The sequence below is a fragment of the Prolixibacteraceae bacterium genome (genome assembly GCA_019856515.1).
GTDB classification, from domain to species: Bacteria; Bacteroidota; Bacteroidia; order Bacteroidales; family Prolixibacteraceae; genus Halosquirtibacter; species Halosquirtibacter xylanolyticus.
The window spans coordinates 2,105,069-2,127,465 of the sequence record CP082230.1 but is presented as its reverse complement, the minus strand read 5'-3'; the positions used below and the strand labels follow the sequence as shown (position 1 = coordinate 2,127,465).

The window sequence follows — 22,397 nt, the reverse complement described above, 5'->3', positions numbered from 1 at the left end:
AAATATATGCCTTTTCAGTTAATTTTCATGCGATGGCGGATTGAATCTTCTTTTGTCCGCTTTCGTTCACCTTCTGTTAACAACAGCTCCGTGGGCTTTAGTGTGATATCACCTTGGGATATGTCATCAAGAGCTTGTCTCTTCCAATTACCTTGCTTCTGTTGATATTCGAATAGTTGTGTATCTCTTGGATAGTGTCCATTTAGAAACAAAATATGATTGGAGAGATGGATAAATTCATTGTTCCGTAACTGTATACTATCTACTTCTAGTTGGGGCATGAGGTGCCACGGAGAGTGATAATATGCAAGGATAGGTTTTATTCTGTTTAAGTAATATGAATCATCTGGATGACGTTGGGATGGGGTGTACCACAATATGTTCTGCTTTTGGCTAACAAAGAGCACCCACTGTTCTGCTTTGTTGTTTCGCCATATGATATGAGGACCACTATATATGGGAACTGTTACTGCCCACCCGATAGAGATAAATAGCAGAGAGCATCTTGGATATTCTCTTATTATGGTTGAGCACAAGATGATTATAGTAATAGCTATCATGACAAAGGTAGCAGGGTAGAGGTACTGATTCGTGAAGCCATGAACTACGGTAGTATCAATATATTCGCATAGATCAAAAAATAGTGTGGTCACGAGATTGATAAATTTAGAGAGGTAGGTCACTACAATATCCACGGGGTGAAGAAGCAGTAGTAGGATACCTGTATATATCTCAATGGTGGCTATAGGGACTGCAATAAGGTTCCAAAACAGTGAGAGAGGATTCCATTGATGGAAATGATAAAGCACCAAAGGAAGCGTTGCAACTTGGGCAGCAAATGATGCATATATCAAGGTGAAGATATATCGTATGGTTTGCCGTTTAGGATAGTAGAGTGCTTCTAATTGAGGCGTAAGCCATAGAATGCCCAATACGGATACGATGGATAGTTGGAATGAGAGTGAGCTTATCCACTCAGGGACTACAATCAGTGTCCCGATAACGACCAAACTCCATATATGTAATGAGGATTGCTGTTTCGCAAAGAGAATATAGATAAACCCTATCGATAGCATGGTAATAGCACGATATAGTGATACACTGGCATGTATCGAGAGAATAAAGAGTAGCGAGATAAGCCATGCAATAATAAATGCTACTGCTCTTGTGCACCTAAAGAAAAGAAGAGGTGCTAATAGCATGGTAATGATTCCCAATAGAAGTGATAGATGCAGCCCTGACATCGCCAGAATATGTGCGATTCCAAGATGTTGGAATATGGAGACCATCTTGGAAGGTAGAGACGACCTTTGACCTAAGAGCAGTGCTTCATAAATTGCTTGTTGTGGCTGAGACAAACGATCGTCATGCCATACCGTTGACATATATTGTTTGATACTATTAAGTAGATAACTTGGTCTTTGCTCACCCTCTTCAACAGTAACAATCTCTGATGCATATGCTGTTGAGCTTATGCCTTGACTTCTTAGGTGGTTCGAATAGTCCCATAAATAGGATGGAACTTGATCTTCTGACTTAAAGAAATAGAGTTGTGCGGAAAGAAGGTCCCCTTGACAATAACGCTTAATGGTATCGGTATACATCAAAAACTGAACGACTTTTTTCTGTTTGTCTACCGACTGAACTTCATAAGCATGGTGATCTGTCGTTGCTCCTCTATCCTCCACGACGATCAGATGATGTCGTCCATTTGTCGCAGATTTACTCTGTAATTCTGAAGGATAATAAAAGATGCCGATAAACACCATAATGATTTGAAGAAGTGTATAAGAGATACGGAATTCATTTGGAGACCAATAGACAAAAAGAGCGAAGGAGAGCATGAGTATAAGATAGAAGATGACTCCTTGGGGATGGTATGCACTGATGCCTAGCCCTAAAATGAAGGCATAAGAAATGGGAAACAGAGGGGCTGGTTTATGCTGTATTCTGCTATGCATAGATCTATCTTTCGTCTCTATGGATGAGAACATATGAAATACAAAACTGTTTAAAATAGTTCTGTAACTTCGTTGATTGCTGTGTAAGTAATGATAAAAATAGATCTCAAAGGTATTGTATTGTACGTTAGTGTAAAGTGTTTATATACAGTGTTTATAGCGTTGTATGTAAAGATGTGTCGTGGACGAAATATCTGTTAAATGAATAATATTATCGGGTATGCAATTTAAAAAAGGCGTATTATTGTCTGGCTAAATAGATCAAATACTATAATATGACTATCACTTTACGAAATGCTCGTAATTACATATATTGTTTATGTTTATTCATCACCTGCTTTACTCCTAAACTCTCTCTCTCTCAGAATATCTCATTCAAGAAGATTGGTTTAGAAGATGGATTAAGTGAACTTTCTGGGCTATGTATCCACCAAGATCATCTTGGTCGTATGTGGTTTGGTACGCGAGATGGATTGAACTGTTGGGATGGCAGTAAGATGAAAACATTCTACCCTATCCTTGGGGACTCTACAACTATCTCAGGTCATAAAGTACTTGCATTGCGACAAACGGATAAATATTTGTGGGCATTGACTGGAACAACTGTGTCACGATTGGATTTAGAGACTCTTCAATTCAAGCGCTATCCTTTTGTTAATATCATGAATATTGGCACCTACAACGGCACGTTACTTCTTGCTACCACCCATGGTATATTGGTATACAATAAGCTTAGAAAGGTATTTGAGAAGTCTGCCGTATTAGCGAATATAGACGTCAAAGTTAGAACCTTCTATCAAGATAGAGATTACAACCTCTGGTTGGTCTCAAGCAACAAGAAACTAATTCGTGTTAGTGACGATCAGGAGGAGTATATTGATATCCCTATAGAAGGACGTTTGGAAGCCAACTCTATCTACGTGGATACAAATAAGTGTGTGTGGATTGCGACGAGATATCATGGTCTGTTGCAATATAATACGAAGACAAAGATGTTTCAGAAGATTGATCTCCACTCGTCTCCATTCCATCTAAACAGCATGAGTGTAAGAAGTGTGGTGGAAGACAGCGAAAAACGACTATGGATTGGAACCTTCAAAGGCCTTGTAGTGTTTGACCTGAAGAACAAGAGTACTAAAACAATCGATTCGAACAGAAAGGGCAGTCATCAGTTAAGTCATAATTCGATATATAGCATCTACTTGTCAAGAGACAACAATATATGGGTCGGAACATATTTTGGTGGAATTAACTATGGTCGTGTTGAAAACAAGGTCTTTAAACAGTATGAGATATCTAGCGATAGCAGTGACGACAGGTTTCAAGTGATGGGTGATATCGTAGAGGATAAAGATCATAACCTATGGATTGCCACAGAGGGGGCAGGCCTTCTGTTCTATGACACCCACAAGAAAGAGTTTGAACACTATCCCAGTGGCTTAGGTAATAAAGGTGTGGCTCGATCTAATATTAAATCTCTTCAGATTACAAATAACAACCAACTCTTGGTCGGAAACTATATGGGGGGCTTGAGTGTATTAGATATAAAGAAGAGACGTTTTAAACATTTTAATAAGACACAGTCCGACAAATTTCCTTTAACTGTATTTGATATCATTCCATATGACGGTACATACCTTTTGGCCACTGAGGGTGGGGTTATTCAATTTGATCCCAATAATGAGCAGTTTAAATCATATCCTTTTAAAAGTGATAAGAACCATTTGCTCAATGCAAAAGCAACAATGCTTTTTATCGATAGTTACGATATCCTTTGGGTTGCTGGCGCTAGAGGTCTCTTTGCATACGACCTATTCAATGGCGAATTGAGGAAATATTTTACGACAAACAACAAAGGGGTGAAAATTCGTGCTCTTGTAAATGAGATTGTCGAAGACCGTTACTCCAACCTGTGGGTGGCTACAGATGGGGTCGGATTATGTCTATATCATCGTAATCAAGACCGCTTTACGGTGTTTGACAGGAAGAATAATCAGCTTCCAAGTGACTTTGTTTATGGTATGGAGTTAACCAAAAAAGGTAATCTATGGATCTCTACAAGCAAGGGATTGTCTCTATTAGATATCAGCGATAGTATATTCTACAACTACACCGCCTCTTCAGGTTTGCCATTGAGAGAATTAAACTATAAATCACTACTATATACAAAAAATAGAGAGCTGTTTATTGGTGGAATAGATGGATTGATCTCGATCAACGAGACAGATCTATTGCAGAAGAATCAACATCTAAAAGTCAACCTCTCTAGTCTCTCTGTGAACAACAAAGAGGTACGTGCAAACGACGACTCCAAGATATTGTCTCGTGATATTGCAGTGGTAGATCGATTTACACTAGAGCCAGAACATACCGTCTTTACCATTGGTTTTACATCATTCAATTATAATAATGCACTAAATAACAAGTTCCAATACAAGCTCGAGGGGTTCGACCAAAAGTGGGTCAATGCAGAGTATATGACCACCGCAACCTATACCAATATTGATCCAGGGCAATATACATTCAAGGTACGCGCTACCGACGTAGCATATAACCCTATTACAGATACACGAGAAGTCGCAGTTGTCATACTCCCTCCTCTATCACAGACATGGGGAGCATACATGGTCTATGGCATCATCGTTTTACTGATTCTATTTATTCTCCATCGAATATATTTAAGTAGATTGAAGTTACAGTATCAGATCGATAAAGAGCGTGATGAAAAAGAGAATATTAAGACTTTAAATCAACATAAACTGCGTTTCTTTACCAATATTAGTCATGAGTTTATGACCCCTCTAACCATTATTCTATGCTCTTTAGAGTCGCTATATAAAGATAGAATGGTGAATGATAATCAGGATAACCAGTTAGATGCAGCCTATCGAAATGCCAAACGACTAAAGAATTTGAGTAGCGAACTATTAGATTTTAGGAAGATTGAACAAGGTCACCTAAAGCTTGCTATTAAAGAACAAAATATGGTTACCTCCATTTATCAAGTCTTCGAAAGTTTTCGTGTAGTTGCTAAAAACAAGAATATAACGTATCAATTAAACATTGATGTGCCTGAGTGTAATCTATATTACGATGAGGTACAGATGGACAAAGTGTTCTATAACTTGATCTCTAACGCCATCAAGCACGTAAAAGAATATAAAGGGGTGGTCTCAATTCACCTAAAGGAGTTTGAAGACAAGATTGCCATCACGGTTCAAGATAATGGGGAGGGGATTCCTGAAGCAGATATTGACAAGATATTCCACCGTTTCTATCATCATGAGTCAAAGTACACCCATGATACTTATTCTGGCATTGGTATAGGTTTGGCTTTGACACACAGCATTGTGAAAGCACATCACGGTACCATTAAATGCATGAATAATGAAAATAATGGAGCCTCTTTTACCATCTTCCTTGACAGAGGGTGTAACCACTTCGAAGATCATGAGATTACTGTTAAATCTAGGCCTGAAAGGTCTGCAATAGATCTTCCAATACCAATAAATATAGAGGAGGCAAAAACGATTCATAAACCCATGCGTTCAAACCTACCGTTACTCCTGATAGTGGATGATAATCCTGAGATACGTACTGCCGTAACCAACATCTTTATTGACAACTATAACGTGCGCACAGCAGATGATGGTACAAGTGGACTAGCCATGGCACTAGATCTACAACCTGACATTATTATATCTGATATCCTAATGCCTAAAATGTCGGGCTTCGAGATGACAGAGAAGTTAAAGCGTAATCTAAACACCAGCCATATTCCCATACTTCTATTAACCTGTCTCAATACCGATGAAGATCATATTGAAGCATTTAAGAAGGGGGCGGATACATATTGCACCAAACCTTTTGATGCAGAGATGCTAAAAGTACAGGTAAACAATCTCTTTGATAATAGGCGAAAAGTACAAGAGGGTATTAATGCCGACCCACAGGCGAGCTTAAAGAGTATCACAAGAAATATAGTGGATAGTGAATTCCTATCTAGAATGACAGATATCGTTGAGGCCAACCTATTGAACCAAAACTTTAATGTTGATGAGTTCGCTGCCGAGATGAAATTAGGTAGAACCATATTCTATCGCAAGGTTAAGTCTATCACTGGACAAACCCCTAATGAATACATCCTCACCATTCGATTAAAGAAAGCTGCGGATCTCATAGTGAACGATATCACGAAGAATGTTTCAGAGATATCATATGATACCGGTTTCAGCTCTCCACGATACTTCTCTATTGCCTTCAAGAAACACTTCGGAGTTTCTCCATCTAAATATGTTCGTTAACTCCGAAAATATAATTATTAAAAAGGAAGCGAAATTTATCGCTTCCTTTCGTCTTGAAGTTCTAAAGAGAGTATTAGTCTACTCGATTAAATAGTAGCGTGGCAATAAATCCATAGATTCCTGTTAGTAGGGTCCATAGAACATTCTCTTTTTTTCTACCACGGAATATGAAAAGCATAAGTAGAGCCAATGCAATATTCCCAAGTGCAACCCAATAGCTTCCAAAGTAGATTACAGGCCTTATAAAGGAGCTGTATGGGGATGTAAAGTCCACTGAAAAAGGGAAGACATATTGGGTGAAGTGTGCTTTGTTCGGGGCACTCTTCTCTATGTATTTATCTACAATGCTATAGTCTTGTGTCGATATTGCCCAATTCTCTCGTCCTTTTCTTGAGATCACACTGACATTCCAATATAGCGGATTGGCCATGATAGATAGTTGATTTGTCTCTAGGTCGAAAGGGGGTATTGGTAATCTTTGGAATGAATAGTTATCTGTTGTCAATGTAAATACCTCTCCATCTGATCCAAAAACAAAAGCATAGAAACTACGATCTGCGGGCTCTTGTGTTTCAATAAATTGAGGGCTTAGACCATCTGGTATTGTGATCTGTTTTACGAATGGCTTTCCGTTTACCATCTTTAGATGAAATAGTTGATTCTGTTGGTCTAAAATAAGGTACCCTTCTTCGTATGGTTTACGAGGATTTGGATTTCCTGCCAACTGGGTTGCTGGAAAACAGAACCCTTTTGCCTCTAAAGCCTTCTGGAACTTATCACTCTTGGTCCGATCCACATCTTTACTTGAGGGGCGTAGAAACTCTATCTTATCAGTGATTCGAAACATATCTCCAGGCATCTCTAAACGTACACGTCCAGAGATCGATTCAAATAAAGTATAGAGGGGGATATGTGGTCTATTCTTATCTTTAGGACTATAGTTGTAGTTGAATGTTTTCTCATTAATCACATCAGGAGTAATGGCATATCCATCAATCGTTTCAGGCATACGTCCATCCGCCAGTAGTTGTCTACAAAAAAATAGAGGCAATATACTATCAAACTCCATTTGGGTATACTCTTTCTTTGTATTGACATTCATTCGAATCAATCGCTCCTCCTTTTCATCAAAATTGATTTTACAGAAGGCATGATCAACGGAGCTATAGTAGGTGAAAACATTGCTTGGTGCCACATCGTAGATTAGATGATAGCTGTAGGGCATAGCCCACGAAAGAATAACGGTGGTAATGATAATCAGTAGATATTTTATATTCTTCATTGTTGTTCAAGTTGTGTATGTGTTATAGATTATCTTGTACTCCGGTTTTAAATCGATATACGGATAGAAAACCAAAACCTAATACGTATAGAGGAATACAGAAACAATATAGAAGGGCATTGGAATAAGCTCCTGGTACGGATGTCAGAAAGAAGAAGGGCAGTATGGCTCCTGTGATGATAAGGTTTAAGATTCGTCTCTTCCACGACGGCTCTAAACATATCCATGCACACAATCCATATCCTGCAAGTCCTGACAATAACCAAGGCAGATAGGTGATCAACGTGCTAGCTATAATCTGTATAGGAAATATCGTTTGTAAATAGCAAGTGAGCGTAACAACTTGGAATAGGAAGAATATGGTGAGACTGACATACCCAAATCCCAACATCGTCCAGATAATAGTACTCTCTTTCATTGGTAGATGAAGAGATAGTTTGATCCTTTTTTGTGTCATCTCAGGAACAAATTGTGCCAAAGCAAATACAACACCACAGAATAAAGGGAAGTATTTTAACTCACTAAATAGAAATTGATTCCTATTTACGATGACATCCCATAGATGCTCAAGCCCAGTAAATCGAATGGCTCTATCTACTTTTAAATACTCATACCCTAGAAGTAGAATGTAAGAACAAAACATGAATAGACTACCCCATTTCAACTTCTTCCACTCTTTTAATAATAGTGCTTTCTTCATCGCTAATATTTTCCTGTTAAACCAATAAATATCTCTTCTAGTGACAGCTTCCTTGATACTACATCATTCCTGTTGATACCGTTTTGTTGGAGTATTGTTGTGATCTGAGACGGGGTGTTAAAGGCGTAGAAATCGCTCTTATTGTTTCGTTCCGATGCACTATATATATTCTCTAGACCAGCCAATCGTTCTGCTCCCGAACCTGTAAAACTGAAATGGTGAAACTGTTCCATCAGCTCTTTGACTGGTTTTTGAAGTATGATTCTTCCATAATCCATAATCAAACAGTCGTCGATAAGACGTTCCATATCTTGAATAATATGGGAAGTCACAAAGACCGTCTTATTCTGGCTTCTTGCATACTCACTAAGATAGTCCACAAAGAGCATACGATAACCAGGGTCGAGTCCCATAGAAAAGTCATCTAGAATCAATAGTTCTGCATTCTGTGCAAGTATTAATCCTAGAGCGACTTGTGATTTTTGACCACACGACATCTTTGAGATCTTCTGTTTCGGACCAATTTGTAGAAGTTTCATAAGTTCATAATAGGCCGTCTTATCCCATTGTGGATAGTAGGCTGCATAGAACTTCTCTATCTCCTCAATATTCATGAAATTATACTGTACATGACCTTCGATGAGAAGCCCGACCTTTTGTTTGGTCATGGGAGTAAGTGCATCAGAGCGCTCTCCAAATATTCGACATTGACCAGAGGTGGGACGCAAATATCCGTTCATAATATTAATAGTCGTTGTTTTACCTGTCCCATTTTTTCCTAATAGTCCAAGTATACGACCTTTAGGTATCTCGAAATTAAGATTCTCATATATACACCTATCTCCATAATAATGGGTTAGGTTCTCACAAGTTACTATTGGCTCCATAATTAGTATCCTTTTTTAAAGCAGCATTCCAATAGCTGCTTGCCATACATTATTCGATTCATACTGTTTATACCATGATGTTTTGACCTTAGACTCAACAAACAAAAGATGTCTTTTTGTGATTGGAAAGTCCACCCTTAAGCGAAGGAAAACATCTAAACGTGAGGTACTCTCCGATAGGTATATTGGTTGCACCAACTCATTATATATTGTGGTATTGGTGTCATCGTTAGAGAGTTTATGTGTGATAGGGTGAAAATATTTCAACCCCGCATTAACCTTAAAGCTTTTTCTCCCTTTTGAGACCTCTAATCCCTCTTCCAGATGAAGTTGAAGACCAGATATCTCTTTACTGTTTTTATGTCGTGCCATCCATGCACTGTAGTCCATTTTATTGTAATTATAATAAATGCCCAAACGATGTAAGTGGGAGAGATGTGAACTGTTTTGGACCCATAGGACACTAGACTTAAGTTGTAAGTCTGTTTCACGATACCTCGGCATGGTATTGATAATCTCATCTATCGTATTGCGCTCATATTCTAGCCCAGTTTTTTGATAGTAATGGGTTGTTACTTTAAATATCCACTGGTCCAAACCACTATTTGTAGTGTAACCTAACACGCCATTGTAAATATTAGAGTGGTATGTGTTTACCAAGTGATTATTCTCTTCAAACAGAGATAAATTGCTTCTACCAAGCCCAACATTAAATAGCCATCCTGTTCCTGTGTAAGGCGATAATTGCATATAAACATTTGTTGTATTGACTTCATACGTATTTGCAATGCTCTTGCCTTCAGATATAATCTTATCATACCCTGAATCACTTTGCCCAAAGCCTTGTAAATAAAAGATCTTAGAGCTTGTTCCTGGTTTCATATGAATAATATTATGTGACTGTTCATATTGTTCCCAATGAACATAGGAAGCGACGACATATCTTGGCGAAACTTTCCATGACACTCCTCCTTTAAGCTGTAAATGCCATGTTAAACTCTTTGCTCTTGGGTCTAATTTCCTATTAGACTCACTGGCTAGATAGTTGGCTTGTAGTCCTACTCTCATCTTATGATATTGCCTACTCCAAGCACCATCAAAGCTATATTGTTCTATATAGGCTTTCCCCCCAATAGAATCTGCGACCACATATGGCCATACCAATGGATGATTCTCTACATTATTCCACTGAATGTCTCTTGTAATGCGGTTTCGATATATAGCACGTCCATAAACATTATGGTGCTTACTCTTTTTGAAGGAGAAAGCATCAAAACTTATGGTATTGCTTGCTCTGCCTAACATTGGGTCGTATATCTCACTGTTTTGTTGTAAGGTATTTCCAACCTTTACCTCCCCATAGGACTGATCATAGAACATATATGTTAGAGCTGGGTTCTCGAAGAAGTGATGAAGCAGTTGCTGTACTTGTATCTCTTGTTGTGATTGAATGGTCACATGCTTCTTCTGTGCATATCCCAATACCACAGAAAGAACAGTAAGCAGTGACAATATGAAGCGTTTCATCATAATGTGGTAAGTGTTGGCAATGGGAAAGGTATAAACCCCACATAAAGCGGGCATTATACCTTTCCTATCTTGAAATGAGATAAAGTATAACTATCCTATATTATTCTTGTTCTACCACACCTGGTGATGGTATTGCCGTGGCATGGAAGTCAAATGCCGAATCATTGGTATCCAAGAGAACCACACGATCCCCCTCTTTATGATCTACTTTACGTCTCACACTACTTCCATATCTCATGCCATCACCATCGCCACAGTGTGTCCATGATAGGTCCAAATCAGGAGCCAACGTCTTCCATTGGTATCCTGAAGGAGTACTTAGCTCTACAGCATCAATGATTGTAGTGTTTGCTATTTTCCATGTATCTTCATCCATCTGCATTTTAAAATCACCCATAACAAACATATGAGAATATTTAAATGGATTGCTCTTTGCGAAAGAGTCTGGAGTAACACTCTTGTCTAATCGACACAGTACATATGATTTATGGCCTCTATTATGTAGTGACCACATATAATTGGCATTAGCAGAAATAAGTTTTTCCAAATTAGGAACCTCTGGTACATCGACATCCACTGTTCCTGCATCATACCATTCGAAGTTTGATTTCGATAAGTTGAATGAGTTAGAGTTCTGTGTTTTATGATTTATGGCCACATTACTAATTAGTATTGTCTGCCCTGGTTTTACGGGATACTTTGTTCCATCTCCTGGAATACGATATAGATCAGAGATTAATGTTTCCGTCAGACGTGTATCAGGGCTAAATTGATTCAATGCATCATCAGTGGTCAGAGATGTTTGAGCCAAGCAAAGACCATCGGCATACAATGTTTTATCGCTGTTATTATAAAGCTCAAAGAAGGTGTCAGAATCATACTGATTACCATCTGCGGTACGTGTACCTGCAAAGAAGATTTCAGAGATAACAAATCCTGCGGTCTTACTGTAGATAAACAGAGGTAGTTCAACGGTAATCTTTCCTCCTTTTACTTCGACATTCTCTATACGTCCTCTTACTTGACTTGTTTTATCAACCTTCTTTTTACTTGCGTCAGAAGCGGTATAACCAACTTCTCCTTCTAAAAGAACATTGTAAAGTCCATCTTCCAAACTTAGTTTTGGTACAATGGTAGAGGTAAGCTCTTGAGTCGTTTTCTTCTTCGTATTTACATTCTCAAGTGTTAATTGTCCCGATTTAAACGTCACTTCCTTGTCTTCTAGTGTCTTGGGAAGCTCAATGGACATGTTTACATCTGAAACAGGAATGATCGTATCTTCGTCTTTTTGACAAGAGTATAAGAAAATGAAAGCCATTAATAAGGCTAGATTTTTTAATCTAAAGTTCATGATTTTTGAATTATATATTGATATTTAGTTCCATTCCAAAATATGGGGACCTCTTTCGAACCACCTTATAACCCGTATGGTTTGTATAACTAGGGGTATATCGGAGGATACGATTGATATAGAAAGAGAGTTCAATCATTTTGGATATGGTCTTTGAAACAGTAATATTAAAGTCGATCGCAATCGGAATCACATTCTCCACAAACAGCTCTGGATGTGGTTTACTATATAAAAAACGGAGCAATGGATCCGTGATATCTTGATTTGTGAATGGATGTTGTTGGCCTGTTTTATCTATGTAATAGGAGGGCTTCCCATCATTTGGTTCTGTCTGACGCTTCTCATACCACATACATTGCAGAATTGATGAGAAGATTAGCCCATACTTTTTGAGATGAGTATCACAACGTAAGTTCGTGTTAAACTGCTCATACCGCTGTCCTCTATCCCATTCATAATACCCTAAATATGGATATGGTTTATTACTAAATCTTTGTTCTGGATGTCTGTATTCAGCACTCGTAAGCGTATACTTCGAAACCATCCACGCACCATTAATAGATATTCGCGATGTAATAGGTTGTATATCTCCTAAGTCTAACTGATATTCAATCCCCCATTTATCTTCTTGTGTACCATTGACCGTTTGTGGATAAACATGAAAATTACTCATCTCCTTGTAGTCAAACATATCGACTGTCGGAGGAGTTTCTAGTGTAGATATATTTGGTCCTGACTCCGCATCATACAGTTTATAGTTTGTAATTTGATAATTACCAACCGATCGAAGGCCATCGGTCATCTTTTCAATATATCCTGTCACTTGAAGGTTCATATCCCCATACTCCCATCCTAGTCCAATCTCTACTTTCTTATTTCGATTAGCCATCATACTTACATTGGTAGGATCAATGATATCGGTCTTATAGTTAATCTGTCGCAAATGCTCTTGTTGTGAATAGTAGTTCAACTGTATCTGATCCATATAGATAAGATCAGGATAGAGTTGTGAAATAGATGGTAACTTCGTATGCCATCCAAAACCAGCATAGAGGGTGGTCTTTAAGCCTTTCCCTCGAATATTAATCGAAGGAAGATGTAGTGCGCTATTCATTCGAGGATCATAGTAGCTCTTTCCCGAAAGGTGATAGTGTTTTGACATCCCCAATGATCTTATCGATCGAATTCCGATACGTGTATCCAAACGTAACTTCCCAATATCCATAGTGAATTGATCCTCTACAAATAGAGATAATTTATTAGAAGAGGGTATGGTACTATAATCTCTTGGACGTCCACTGCTCGGATTCAACGGACGATTTATATCATAGATCTCTCCTCTACCTCGATTCTTACTGTAGTTCCAGGTCATCCCCATTAATAGCTTATGTTTAACCCCAAATATTGTACTGTGAAGGTTTATATCCATGTTACCATAGAGTGAAAGAGGATGATTGTCGTGGACATAATTCGATATATAGGATGTCGGAAGGTGTGAACTGTAAAATACACCACTATCTCGATTTATGAGCACAGGCATTCGTTCGCCATTGACCGCTTTTGTAATGTGCTGTTGTTGTTTGGTTGAGGAGATTCCATACTGTAACTGAAATGAGGAGAACCAACGACTCTTCGTGTGGCTTAAACTACTACTGCCGGAGAATGATATCTTATTATAATCATTTTCATAACTGCTTCCTGCGGCAATATCAACCTCTTCGTCTCTCTTTGAGGTATCGAAAGATCCAGTATAATCAATACTTGATTGATTTTTAATCATCCAATGGTTTGATTGATTCTGATACTGAAAACGCAACGATCCAATATATCGTTTGTAATTCACTTTAGGGTTTCGTGCATCTTGTTTATAATCTAATAGACTAAAGTTGCTATGAAGCGTACTCTTTGGAAATAGTGATACCCCTTTCCCTATAGATACCATCTTAGACGCAGGATTCGATTTTAGGCGTATCTTTAAAGGTGTTCTTTTATAATCTCTTTCAATCTTGACCACCCCACTCGTAACCTCACCATATCTTACCGACGGTATACCTCTAATAATCGTAATATTCTCCACTCCATCGGTAGGAATCAACCGTAAGTCCTGCCCTTTAGAGGATAGATCTAAATTTGACATATACTGATTTGAAGAGGCTGGTATATTTCCATCATTTGTTGAAGGCACACCATCAACAATAAAGGAGGTTCCAAACGAACTATTGTTATTATACCCCTTATTACTTGACGAAGACGACGAATTTGGCTCTCTCAGCCTGATCCACTTCGGACTCGATAAATTGTTGTTCTTCAATTGTCCTCCAGGAATAAGTTGTAAGACATCTGTAAAACTGGTCGGCTGAAGGTGTTGTAATGCACTCTGTCCAATATTTGAAGCCGTTCCATTTGCCTTCGACTCCCGTGAGATAACGGTTATTTCATCAATATTATAACTCATCGGTGTAAGCATAAAAAGGTGTCTCTTTTCGTTCCCTTTAAATAGTAACGTTGTGAATGCTAGCTTATGCCCCAATGATCTTATAACAACAGAATAGTTGCAATTGGATTTTAATGGTATTTGAAATAAACCTAACGAATCGGTAATAGAAAATAGATCTAGATCCTCAATCTCTACAAATGCAGATGCAATAGGTTGATGATCTGTTTCATCTATCACCTTACCATATAGGACACGAATATCCTGTCCTAATACTTTTGTAGAAGCAAGGAGCAATAAGATATATAGTAGAATAGAGCCTTTGGGATGATTCATTTCACAAACTTGAAATGCTATTAATCACATGGTTATAGCAACGATGGATATTTATGGCATTAATTTAGTTAGCGAAACTATAATATTGTATAGTAAACTGAAATCGTAAAAATTGATTAATTATTAAGTGAAAATCATCATAAATAGTGACACTATTTATTTTAAAGTATCAGAATCGAATTAGAATGTTTACAATAACTACATATTGTAACTAATTGTGAAAATAATCAGATGGTGCATCTAAATGTGTTCAAGCGATCATTCTATGCAAACCCTATGATGATTAAAATAAGATTTGTCATAGAAAGCCATGTGAATAGACCAAGAAGATTCGTAGCAATCGGCAAACCATAACCACATAAAAACTATTTTAACAAAGAAAAATATCTCTTGCTAAAAACAACATTTTTTATGGAATAGATAGCGAAAACTTACGAAACGAACGAAAATGTACAGCTCTAATGAGAAGGTACTATATTTTCTTAAAAAATACTACAGTAATATTATTTTAAAATCAATATAGATTAAGGTGTTAGGGCCTCTTTTGTGTTATTGTTCATGTTACTCTTTTTCTATGATGTTTAACTTTGCACTGTATTTAATGATTACCAATTAGTTTTGAATGGCTCTAGTTAATAACACTATGATTATCAGGCGTCAGCTGATCGCTAGACTGGCGCAACTTATTAGACAGAAAGAACTGGCTAAAACAATTGATCGTCTTCCTTTAGAAATGGCACCCCGTAATATGGAAGCGCAACGCAGGTGCTGTATCTTTAAAGAGCGTGCTATTGCACGATATAAGACCTTTCCTCTATTAGGTTTTGTTCCTAATGACGAGGATGATGAGTTGATTACCCTATCGCAGTTAGTAGACCAGGCTTGCCAAAGAGAAGAACCTTCAAAGAAGATTCTGACCGTAGTAGACGAAGCATGTAGTAACTGTGTGAAGGTGAATTATGTAGTGACCAATCTTTGTAAAGGGTGTGTCGCAAGTCCTTGCTATATGAACTGCCCTAAAAGTGCCATCCACTTCAACCGTAATGGCCAAGCAGAGATCGACCATGAGAAGTGTGTCAACTGTGGAATATGTCAAAAGGCATGTCCTTACCACTCTATCGTTTACGTTCCCGTTCCATGTGAAGAGTCGTGTCCTGTAGGGGCCATCACAAAAGATGAAAACGGTAACGAACGTATCGATGATGATAAGTGTATCTACTGTGGTAAATGTGTTAATGCTTGCCCTTTTGGTTCTATCTTCGAAATGTCTCATATTGTAGATGTTTTCGGTGCGATGGAGAAAGGGGAGAAAATCATTGCTCTTCCTGCACCTTCGATTATGGGGCAGTACAGAGAGCCAATGAGCAAGATTGTACCTGCACTTAAGAAATTAGGGTTCCATGATGTGGTTGAGGTTGCTGAAGGTGCTACCATTACAACCAATAATGAGTCGGTAGAGCTCCAAGAAAAACTGGAGGAGGGACAGCTTTTCATGACCACCTCTTGTTGCCCAAGTTACGTGCAAGCCGTAGAGAAGCATATGCCAGGAGTGAAGCCATTCGTATCCCATACGAAATCACCAATGTATTATGCCGCTGAAATCGCAAAAGAGCGTTATCCTGATGCTAAGCTAGTCTTCATCGGACCATGTATCGCAAAACGTAAAGAGGCACAACAGGATCCTAATATTGACTTTATCATGACCTTTGAAGAGATCGATGCATTCTTCGATGGTTTCGAAGTAAGAGTGTCTGATCAGGAGCCTATCAACCTTGAACGTATCGATAGAGAGAGTCGTAATTATGGACAATCTGGAGGTGTCGCTGCTGCGGTGTTAGCTCGCGATATCAAAGTCGATGTCAACGAAATGAAGATCAACGGTATCAACAAAAAGTCGATGGCGCTATTGAAAACATTTGCGAAAGGAAAAGCGACAGCAAACTTCATCGAAGTAATGGCTTGTGAAGGCGGTTGTGTTGGTGGACCATCTGCAAATGTAGATGTAACCAAAGGCCGTAAGCAGTTGGATGCTTCTATCAAACAGTGTTACACAGACTAAAGTAAATTCAGATCCTTATGGAGAGGTTGCTATGTTTAGCATGGTATAAAGCCATTGAAACAAAACAACCTATTCTACATATATCCATAGGGTAATACATCTATATATTATATCCTTTAAGAGGCGCCCAGTGCAGTAGCATAAGGCGTCTCTTTTTTTATGATCCTCCAAATACTGCATACTCCAAAATATCCCCCACCAAAGTATAATTTATCCCCCTCGAATAATATTGAAATAAGATCATGTAAAAGGATCGCCCAAAGATCGTAAATGGTTGGCGAAAGGATTGTAAATGAATTTACTACAGGATCAACTATTCCTTTTCATCTGAAGCCCAATCTTTGCCTCATAATACCATCATTTCGCCCCACGATATCCAACATATTGAACTGATATTTCAAACCAATATCACTTCTGTCCAATCCTTCTCTCACAACTCTCAAATACGTACCTCCTCCGACTCTCCTTCGCCCTTCCTTCGTACCACCTTCGACTATTGTTCATATATTGGTCACATATTGTTCATATATCCGTCACACCTCCTTCACATTTGTAGTGACAAAACCATCACCAATATATGCACAATGGATAAGTAATATGTGACCAATAGTCGAAGGTGGTACGAAGGAAACACGAAGGAGAGTCGAATAAGGTCACTTTAAGGTGTCTGATTAGGGGGTACAAAGAGATAAAATAGAGGTTAGAAGTAGAGTGATATAGATAACTAATACAGTTCTCTAATCATAATTATATGCTATTTTGTTTATATGTATTTAAAAATATTAATATAGTTGTAGTGTGTCTAATATGTTGTTTAATAGTTTGTTGAGTGGTTTGTTTGAGGTTATATTTGAAATAGTAGTGTCTATTTGTTTTGTGAATAGATGTAAATATACTACTTTAGTGTACTACTTTAGTGTACTACTTTAGTGTACTACTTAACTAATACACTAGATATGATACACGTGAAAAATGTCTGTTTTCAGTACAGATCCAAGGAGATGTTATTCTATCAGATGAATACCGTTTTAGAGAGAGGAAACATCTATGGTTTGCTAGGAGGAAATGGGGAAGGGAAGTCTACTTTATTGAAAATGATAGGAGGTTTTATTACTCCACAGAAGGGAGAGGTGTTAGTAAATGATTGGCACCCTTCAGAGAGAACTCCAGAGTTTCTTTCAAATGTTTACTATTTACCAGAAGACATATGGCTTCCAGATTTAACGTTGAAGAGGTATGTCGAGCTGTATAGTGTTTTTTATCCGAATTTTAATCATTCGAAGTTTGAGTCTTATATCAAACAGTTTGGGTTAGAAGGAGAGCTCGGTCGAAATTCTAAGGCTTTCTCTTATGGACAGAAGAAGAAATTTATGATCTCTTTTGCACTAGCAACAGAGTGTGAAGTGCTATTGATGGATGAGCCAACCAATGGGTTGGATGTTACATCTAAAACAACTTTCCGTCAGTTGATAACGATGGAAATAAGTGAAGATCGACTGATGGTCATTTCAACCCATCAGGTGAGAGATTTAATGCATCTGATGGACCCTATCATTATTCTAAAGGATGGTGAAGTGTGTTGTAACCATTCATTAGAAGAACTTGAGAAGATGTTCCATTTTAAGCACTACAGAACCAAGGAGTTGATGGAGCAGACACCTCTATTTATGATGCAAGGTTTGGGCGGTATTCAATGCATAGAACCTGCTTTAGAGACATCAGTTTCAGAGCCAATTGATTTGGAGTTTTTTTATAGTGCAATCAACTCAGATCAAAAAGAAGAATTAATTAAACTTATGAGATCATGAAACAAACCTTAAGCTTTAAACGTATTCTACACGCGTTACGACTAGATTTTCAACAAAATAAAAAGAAGTTATTTCTGGGAGTACTTATACTTACAGCTAGCTTTCTTGGTTTAATGGTCATATACTTAATTACTAAGATATCAATTAATGCTAACAGTCTTTCACTTTTTTTATTTGTTCAATTTGCTATAATATGGATAATGGGAGTTGCTTCTTTATCTTCCACAAGGTTTTCATGGTTCTCTACACCAAATCAAGCAGTTCATTATTTAAGTATTCCTATCAATAATATTGAAAGACTGATAGTTTCTGTAATAAACTCTTTATTGGTGTGTAGTGTGATACAAACGATTTCTTTTTGTTTTTATTTACTGTGTTATAAGCTCTTTCTTGCCCCGTATATAATACAAAAAGACATGTTGCCCTTTTTAGAAGGTATATATTATACACTTCCACTATTGTTAGCACTCTATTTTTCTATTCATGTGAAATATCTGCTAGGTAGTTTGGTGTTTAGATACAATGCCTTTCTAAAAACGACAGCCTTATTATTTGGAATCGTATGTTTGATCATTATGGTTCCCAATATCATTGCATTGGTAACAGACAGCACATTTAGTATGGTAATGCGTGAGTTTCTTGACTTCTATATTTTTAAACTCTTTAAGGTTCCATCTACTTATTCGTATTCCACTACATGGTTGTATCCTGTGATCTCACTTTGGATGATAATATACAACATTGGGTTATACTTTGTTATCTACTATAAAATTAAAGATATGGAGGTACGTTGATTATGCAGTTTGATAATAATAAACCCATCTATCTTCAGATATGTGATATGATCGAAGAAAATGTTATCGATGGTGTGTGGTTACCAAATAATCGTATTCCATCTGTTCGTCAATTTGCTGTTGATGTAGAGGTAAATCCGAATACCATCGCTAATGCGTTCTCTGAGCTTGTTGAACGTAAAGTTTTGTATAACAAGCGAGGCATTGGTTACTTCGTTTCAGAAGAAGCAAGAACAGTGATTCAGGCTAGAATGCGAGATGAATTCTATCAGAAAGAGTTAGATCAATTCTTTCTGCGCATGGAGCGTTGTGCCATTTCTTTTGAGGATGTAGTGAAATATTATTCTGAATATCAAAACAAAAAGAATTAAACCGATGAAAAAAAGTAATAAACTAATAGTGGGGTATGGGATTTTCACCTTTGTTTTTGTAGTTCTACTATTTCTACTTCCAAAATTCTTAAAGAATGAATTCCGTGGTATTTCCAAAGAAGAAATGGCCATGTTAGATATTGAACATGCTAAAATTGCTTATGTAAATGAACCTGCTTTAGATGTAATTGATGTTGACTCGTTACTAAAACAAAAACCTGTTCCTTTACATGAGAAAGTAGAAAGCTACAAAATCATCGACCTGGAGCGCACTCCCCAAAGTCGATTAGATGGCCAAACACAATACACCATTACTACTGACTATATCTATGCATATAATGCAATGGCACCTTATGTTATCGTTTTTACCGCCGAAGGCAAGTTTGTTCGCAGGATATGTAGATTCAATGATGGCGTAAAATTTGGTCTCATAAAGAGTGTTGTATTTGATAACGTTCGTAATGAATTGGTGGTTCTTTCAGACTGTTATTTATTTTATTTCACACCTAAAGGAGCATTAAAGGTCAAAAAGCAGTTACCTATTAATTTGAAGAAAATCTTTGTTAATGCTGGAGATATTTATGCTGTTACAACTGGGACACAGCCGGTTGAAAAGCTTCAAAATAAAATAGGAAATGCAATGATTAAGATGACACCTGCACTGAAAGTAAGTCATATTACGACGGTTAATAAGAGCAACCGCCGAGATTACAGAACACCGTTACAGGTATCACAAAATAGTCACCATAGAATAATTACAGGAGATTTCGGGTATGATTGCATCTTCTCTTATGATATGTCCAATGACAAAGTGAATAATAAATATCGCTTTAACTTTGGGGCAATAGGCATCTCCGATGATAACCGTAATGGTTATATGTTTAGTTCTTTTATGGAAAGTAATCAGTTACAATTACTGGAAATACGTAGATATATTAGGAGAAATTCTTACGACAGAAGACGGTTTATAAAAAAGCATGGAGATTTTATTTACTTAGACATGAAAGATACAGGTAAAAACCTTCCATTTGTATCGGAGTTTATTGGTGTAAAAGATAATATTTTAATTACAACAACATGGACCCACTATCGTAATGTAAAATCAGTATTTAGTCAAGAGATAAAAGAGCTTGTAAAAAAGACTGATGAGCACAATAAACAATTGGTATTTATGACATTAAAAGCTTTATGATTGTTCTAAGGAATACGTTTTATATTTAGAATTCAGGGGAGTGTTACATTAATGTACCCTCCCCTTTTGTAAGTACTTATATCAGTTTTTTTGAATCAAACTTTTAATGAATTTGACTTCTTCTTTTTTATAAGGAGTCCCATTTTCCTTTAAAATATCATGAAACCACAAATCTGGCTCTTTGATTAATGGTTTCTTCCAAGATCTCCACGGATAGATGGTTTGGGATTTTCCAGAAACAAACCCCCAGTTGTAGGCTGCAATATGGTATTTCTTGAAGATAGGTAGAATATCCTCAAAGGTTGATCCAACGGGGCGTGCCATATATTCGGTACATAGGAGTGGACGTCCTGATTTAGAGAGCTCTTTGACCATTTTCTCTGTAGAAGCTGCCTCTGCATAGCAGTGGAAACTGATAATGTCGGAGTGATTATATGCAAATTGATCGATGTCATTCATCTTCTCTATAGGCGTATGGATTGCTCTCCATATATCGATTGTCAATGGTTGAGTAGCATTGACTTCTCTAGCCCATTGGGTCACGTTTTTAAGTAGTGCGAGAGAGTGCTTGTCCTTATTTGGCACTTCGATATCGCCATAACTATCTTGGTTTGGATTGCCCGGTTCGTTGTATAGATCCCAAATGATCACTCGTTTGTCATCTTTGAAATGTGACATTACTCCCTGTACATAATCCTTAACTCTTCCCCATTGGCTTTTGTTTGATAAGATGCTTTTTCCTGGGCTTTGTACCCATCCAGCGTTATGCACATGAGGTGTGGGAGAAGGTTGTGTCCCTAACTTGGGGTTCGGGTTCCATACGTCGTCTAGAAGAACAAACATGATTTTAATATGATGTTTGTCGGCGATCTGTAGGAAAGTCTCCATCCTCTCTATGAAACCCGTGTTGTCCACTTCCCATGCTAGGTTATGAAGAAACACTCTCATGGTGTTGAATCCAATTTCGTTTGCCCATTGGAGCTCTTGGTCTATACGCTTGGGATCGAAAGATGCTTGTTGCCACATCTCAAGTTGATTCATGGCTGTGGAGGGAATATAGTTGGCACCGACAAGCCAATCGTACTTCTGTTGCCAATCATTGGCTTTTTCAATACTCCATCTGTGTGCTGTTTCTCCTGTTGTCTTGGGGGATTCTTTGATCGTGTTGTTTGTGTCATTAAATTTCCATCCAGCCAGAATGGCAATGATGCAGATGGCAACTATTAGTTTTGAGTTCGTTTTCATTTTCTATTATTTGGTTTAGTGTGTTATGGTATAACTTTTTACTATCATACCATGAATAGAATATGTGTCGTCCCAATTTAGTGATTCCAATAGTATTTTGTTTATGTAAAGAGGATGTTTTAGAAGTGTTTTACAACAAAATG

The 22,397-nt window shown here is 37.6% G+C and carries 14 protein-coding genes; 6 read left to right on the top strand and 8 right to left on the bottom strand.

Annotated features, from left to right (window positions below; genetic code table 11):
* Window positions 1–14: 14 nt before the first annotated feature.
* Window positions 15–1,961 carry a ComEC/Rec2 family competence protein gene (locus K5X82_07570; GenBank protein QZT38749.1) on the bottom strand — a complete coding sequence of 649 codons (1,947 nt, stop codon included), beginning with the start codon at window positions 1,959–1,961 and terminating at the stop codon, window positions 15–17.
* A gap of 275 nt (window positions 1,962–2,236) precedes the next feature.
* On the opposite strand from K5X82_07570, the gene K5X82_07565 reads away from it, so the two are divergent.
* Complete coding sequence (locus tag K5X82_07565; GenBank protein QZT38748.1) at window positions 2,237–6,265, top strand: response regulator; 4,029 nt, start codon at window positions 2,237–2,239, stop codon at window positions 6,263–6,265.
* A gap of 73 nt (window positions 6,266–6,338) precedes the next feature.
* Here K5X82_07565 and K5X82_07560 read toward each other — a convergent pair whose 3' ends face one another.
* From K5X82_07560 to K5X82_07535, 6 genes are all read right to left on the bottom strand, one after another.
* Window positions 6,339–7,547 (bottom strand): DUF4857 domain-containing protein, encoded by a 1,209-nt coding sequence (locus K5X82_07560; GenBank protein QZT38747.1) that lies wholly within the window; start codon window positions 7,545–7,547, stop codon window positions 6,339–6,341.
* A 22-nt stretch (window positions 7,548–7,569) separates the two neighbouring features.
* Window positions 7,570–8,247 carry a hypothetical protein gene (locus K5X82_07555; GenBank protein ID QZT38746.1) on the bottom strand — a complete coding sequence of 226 codons (678 nt, stop codon included), beginning with the start codon at window positions 8,245–8,247 and terminating at the stop codon, window positions 7,570–7,572.
* 2 nt (window positions 8,248–8,249) lie between these two features.
* On the bottom strand, window positions 8,250–9,134 hold the full coding sequence (locus tag K5X82_07550; GenBank protein QZT38745.1) for an ABC transporter ATP-binding protein: 885 nt from the start codon (window positions 9,132–9,134) through the stop codon (window positions 8,250–8,252).
* Window positions 9,135–9,149: 15 nt separating this feature from the next.
* Window positions 9,150–10,664: a hypothetical protein gene (locus tag K5X82_07545; GenBank protein ID QZT38744.1), complete on the bottom strand. Its 1,515-nt coding sequence runs from the start codon at window positions 10,662–10,664 to the stop codon at window positions 9,150–9,152.
* Between the two features lie 100 nt (window positions 10,665–10,764).
* Window positions 10,765–12,015 (bottom strand): DUF4876 domain-containing protein, encoded by a 1,251-nt coding sequence (locus K5X82_07540; protein ID QZT38743.1) that lies wholly within the window; start codon window positions 12,013–12,015, stop codon window positions 10,765–10,767.
* Window positions 12,016–12,025: 10 nt separating this feature from the next.
* Window positions 12,026–14,785, bottom strand: a complete 2,760-nt coding sequence (locus K5X82_07535) for a TonB-dependent receptor (protein ID QZT38742.1) — start codon at window positions 14,783–14,785, stop codon at window positions 12,026–12,028.
* Window positions 14,786–15,407: 622 nt separating this feature from the next.
* Between K5X82_07535 and K5X82_07530 the strand changes: the two genes are divergently transcribed.
* The 5 genes from K5X82_07530 to K5X82_07510 all read left to right on the top strand — a co-directional run bounded on the left by K5X82_07530 (window position 15,408) and on the right by K5X82_07510 (window position 21,009).
* Window positions 15,408–16,844 (top strand): monomeric [FeFe] hydrogenase, encoded by a 1,437-nt coding sequence (locus tag K5X82_07530; GenBank protein QZT38741.1) that lies wholly within the window; start codon window positions 15,408–15,410, stop codon window positions 16,842–16,844.
* Window positions 16,845–17,800: 956 nt separating this feature from the next.
* Entirely contained in the window at window positions 17,801–18,652 is an 852-nt protein-coding gene (locus tag K5X82_07525; GenBank protein QZT38740.1) for an ABC transporter ATP-binding protein, read from the top strand.
* Between the two features lie 416 nt (window positions 18,653–19,068).
* On the top strand, window positions 19,069–19,446 hold the full coding sequence (locus tag K5X82_07520) for a hypothetical protein (GenBank protein ID QZT38739.1): 378 nt from the start codon (window positions 19,069–19,071) through the stop codon (window positions 19,444–19,446).
* 2 nt (window positions 19,447–19,448) lie between these two features.
* Window positions 19,449–19,817, top strand: a complete 369-nt coding sequence (locus K5X82_07515; protein ID QZT38738.1) for a GntR family transcriptional regulator — start codon at window positions 19,449–19,451, stop codon at window positions 19,815–19,817.
* Between the two features lie 4 nt (window positions 19,818–19,821).
* Window positions 19,822–21,009, top strand: a complete 1,188-nt coding sequence (locus K5X82_07510; GenBank protein QZT38737.1) for a hypothetical protein — start codon at window positions 19,822–19,824, stop codon at window positions 21,007–21,009.
* Window positions 21,010–21,090: 81 nt separating this feature from the next.
* Here K5X82_07510 and K5X82_07505 read toward each other — a convergent pair whose 3' ends face one another.
* Window positions 21,091–22,254 carry a cellulase family glycosylhydrolase gene (locus K5X82_07505; GenBank protein ID QZT38736.1) on the bottom strand — a complete coding sequence of 388 codons (1,164 nt, stop codon included), beginning with the start codon at window positions 22,252–22,254 and terminating at the stop codon, window positions 21,091–21,093.
* Window positions 22,255–22,397 lie beyond the last annotated feature (143 nt).

Bases quoted from the DNA above. Each gene is read 5' to 3' on its own strand.
- K5X82_07535 (QZT38742.1), bottom strand. From the start codon at position 14,785: ATGAATCATCCCAAAGGCTCTATTCTACTATATATCTTATTGCTCCTT.
- K5X82_07520 (QZT38739.1), top strand. From the start codon at position 19,069: ATGTTGCCCTTTTTAGAAGGTATATATTATACACTTCCACTATTGTTA.
- K5X82_07510 (QZT38737.1), top strand. From the start codon at position 19,822: ATGAAAAAAAGTAATAAACTAATAGTGGGGTATGGGATTTTCACCTTT.
- K5X82_07515 (QZT38738.1), top strand. From the start codon at position 19,449: ATGCAGTTTGATAATAATAAACCCATCTATCTTCAGATATGTGATATG.
- K5X82_07530 (QZT38741.1), top strand. From the start codon at position 15,408: ATGGCTCTAGTTAATAACACTATGATTATCAGGCGTCAGCTGATCGCT.
- K5X82_07505 (QZT38736.1), bottom strand. From the start codon at position 22,254: ATGAAAACGAACTCAAAACTAATAGTTGCCATCTGCATCATTGCCATT.
- K5X82_07550 (QZT38745.1), bottom strand. From the start codon at position 9,134: ATGGAGCCAATAGTAACTTGTGAGAACCTAACCCATTATTATGGAGAT.
- K5X82_07560 (QZT38747.1), bottom strand. From the start codon at position 7,547: ATGAAGAATATAAAATATCTACTGATTATCATTACCACCGTTATTCTT.
- K5X82_07540 (QZT38743.1), bottom strand. From the start codon at position 12,015: ATGAACTTTAGATTAAAAAATCTAGCCTTATTAATGGCTTTCATTTTC.
- K5X82_07555 (QZT38746.1), bottom strand. From the start codon at position 8,247: ATGAAGAAAGCACTATTATTAAAAGAGTGGAAGAAGTTGAAATGGGGT.
- K5X82_07525 (QZT38740.1), top strand. From the start codon at position 17,801: ATGATACACGTGAAAAATGTCTGTTTTCAGTACAGATCCAAGGAGATG.
- K5X82_07565 (QZT38748.1), top strand. From the start codon at position 2,237: ATGACTATCACTTTACGAAATGCTCGTAATTACATATATTGTTTATGT.
- K5X82_07570 (QZT38749.1), bottom strand. From the start codon at position 1,961: ATGCATAGCAGAATACAGCATAAACCAGCCCCTCTGTTTCCCATTTCT.
- K5X82_07545 (QZT38744.1), bottom strand. From the start codon at position 10,664: ATGATGAAACGCTTCATATTGTCACTGCTTACTGTTCTTTCTGTGGTA.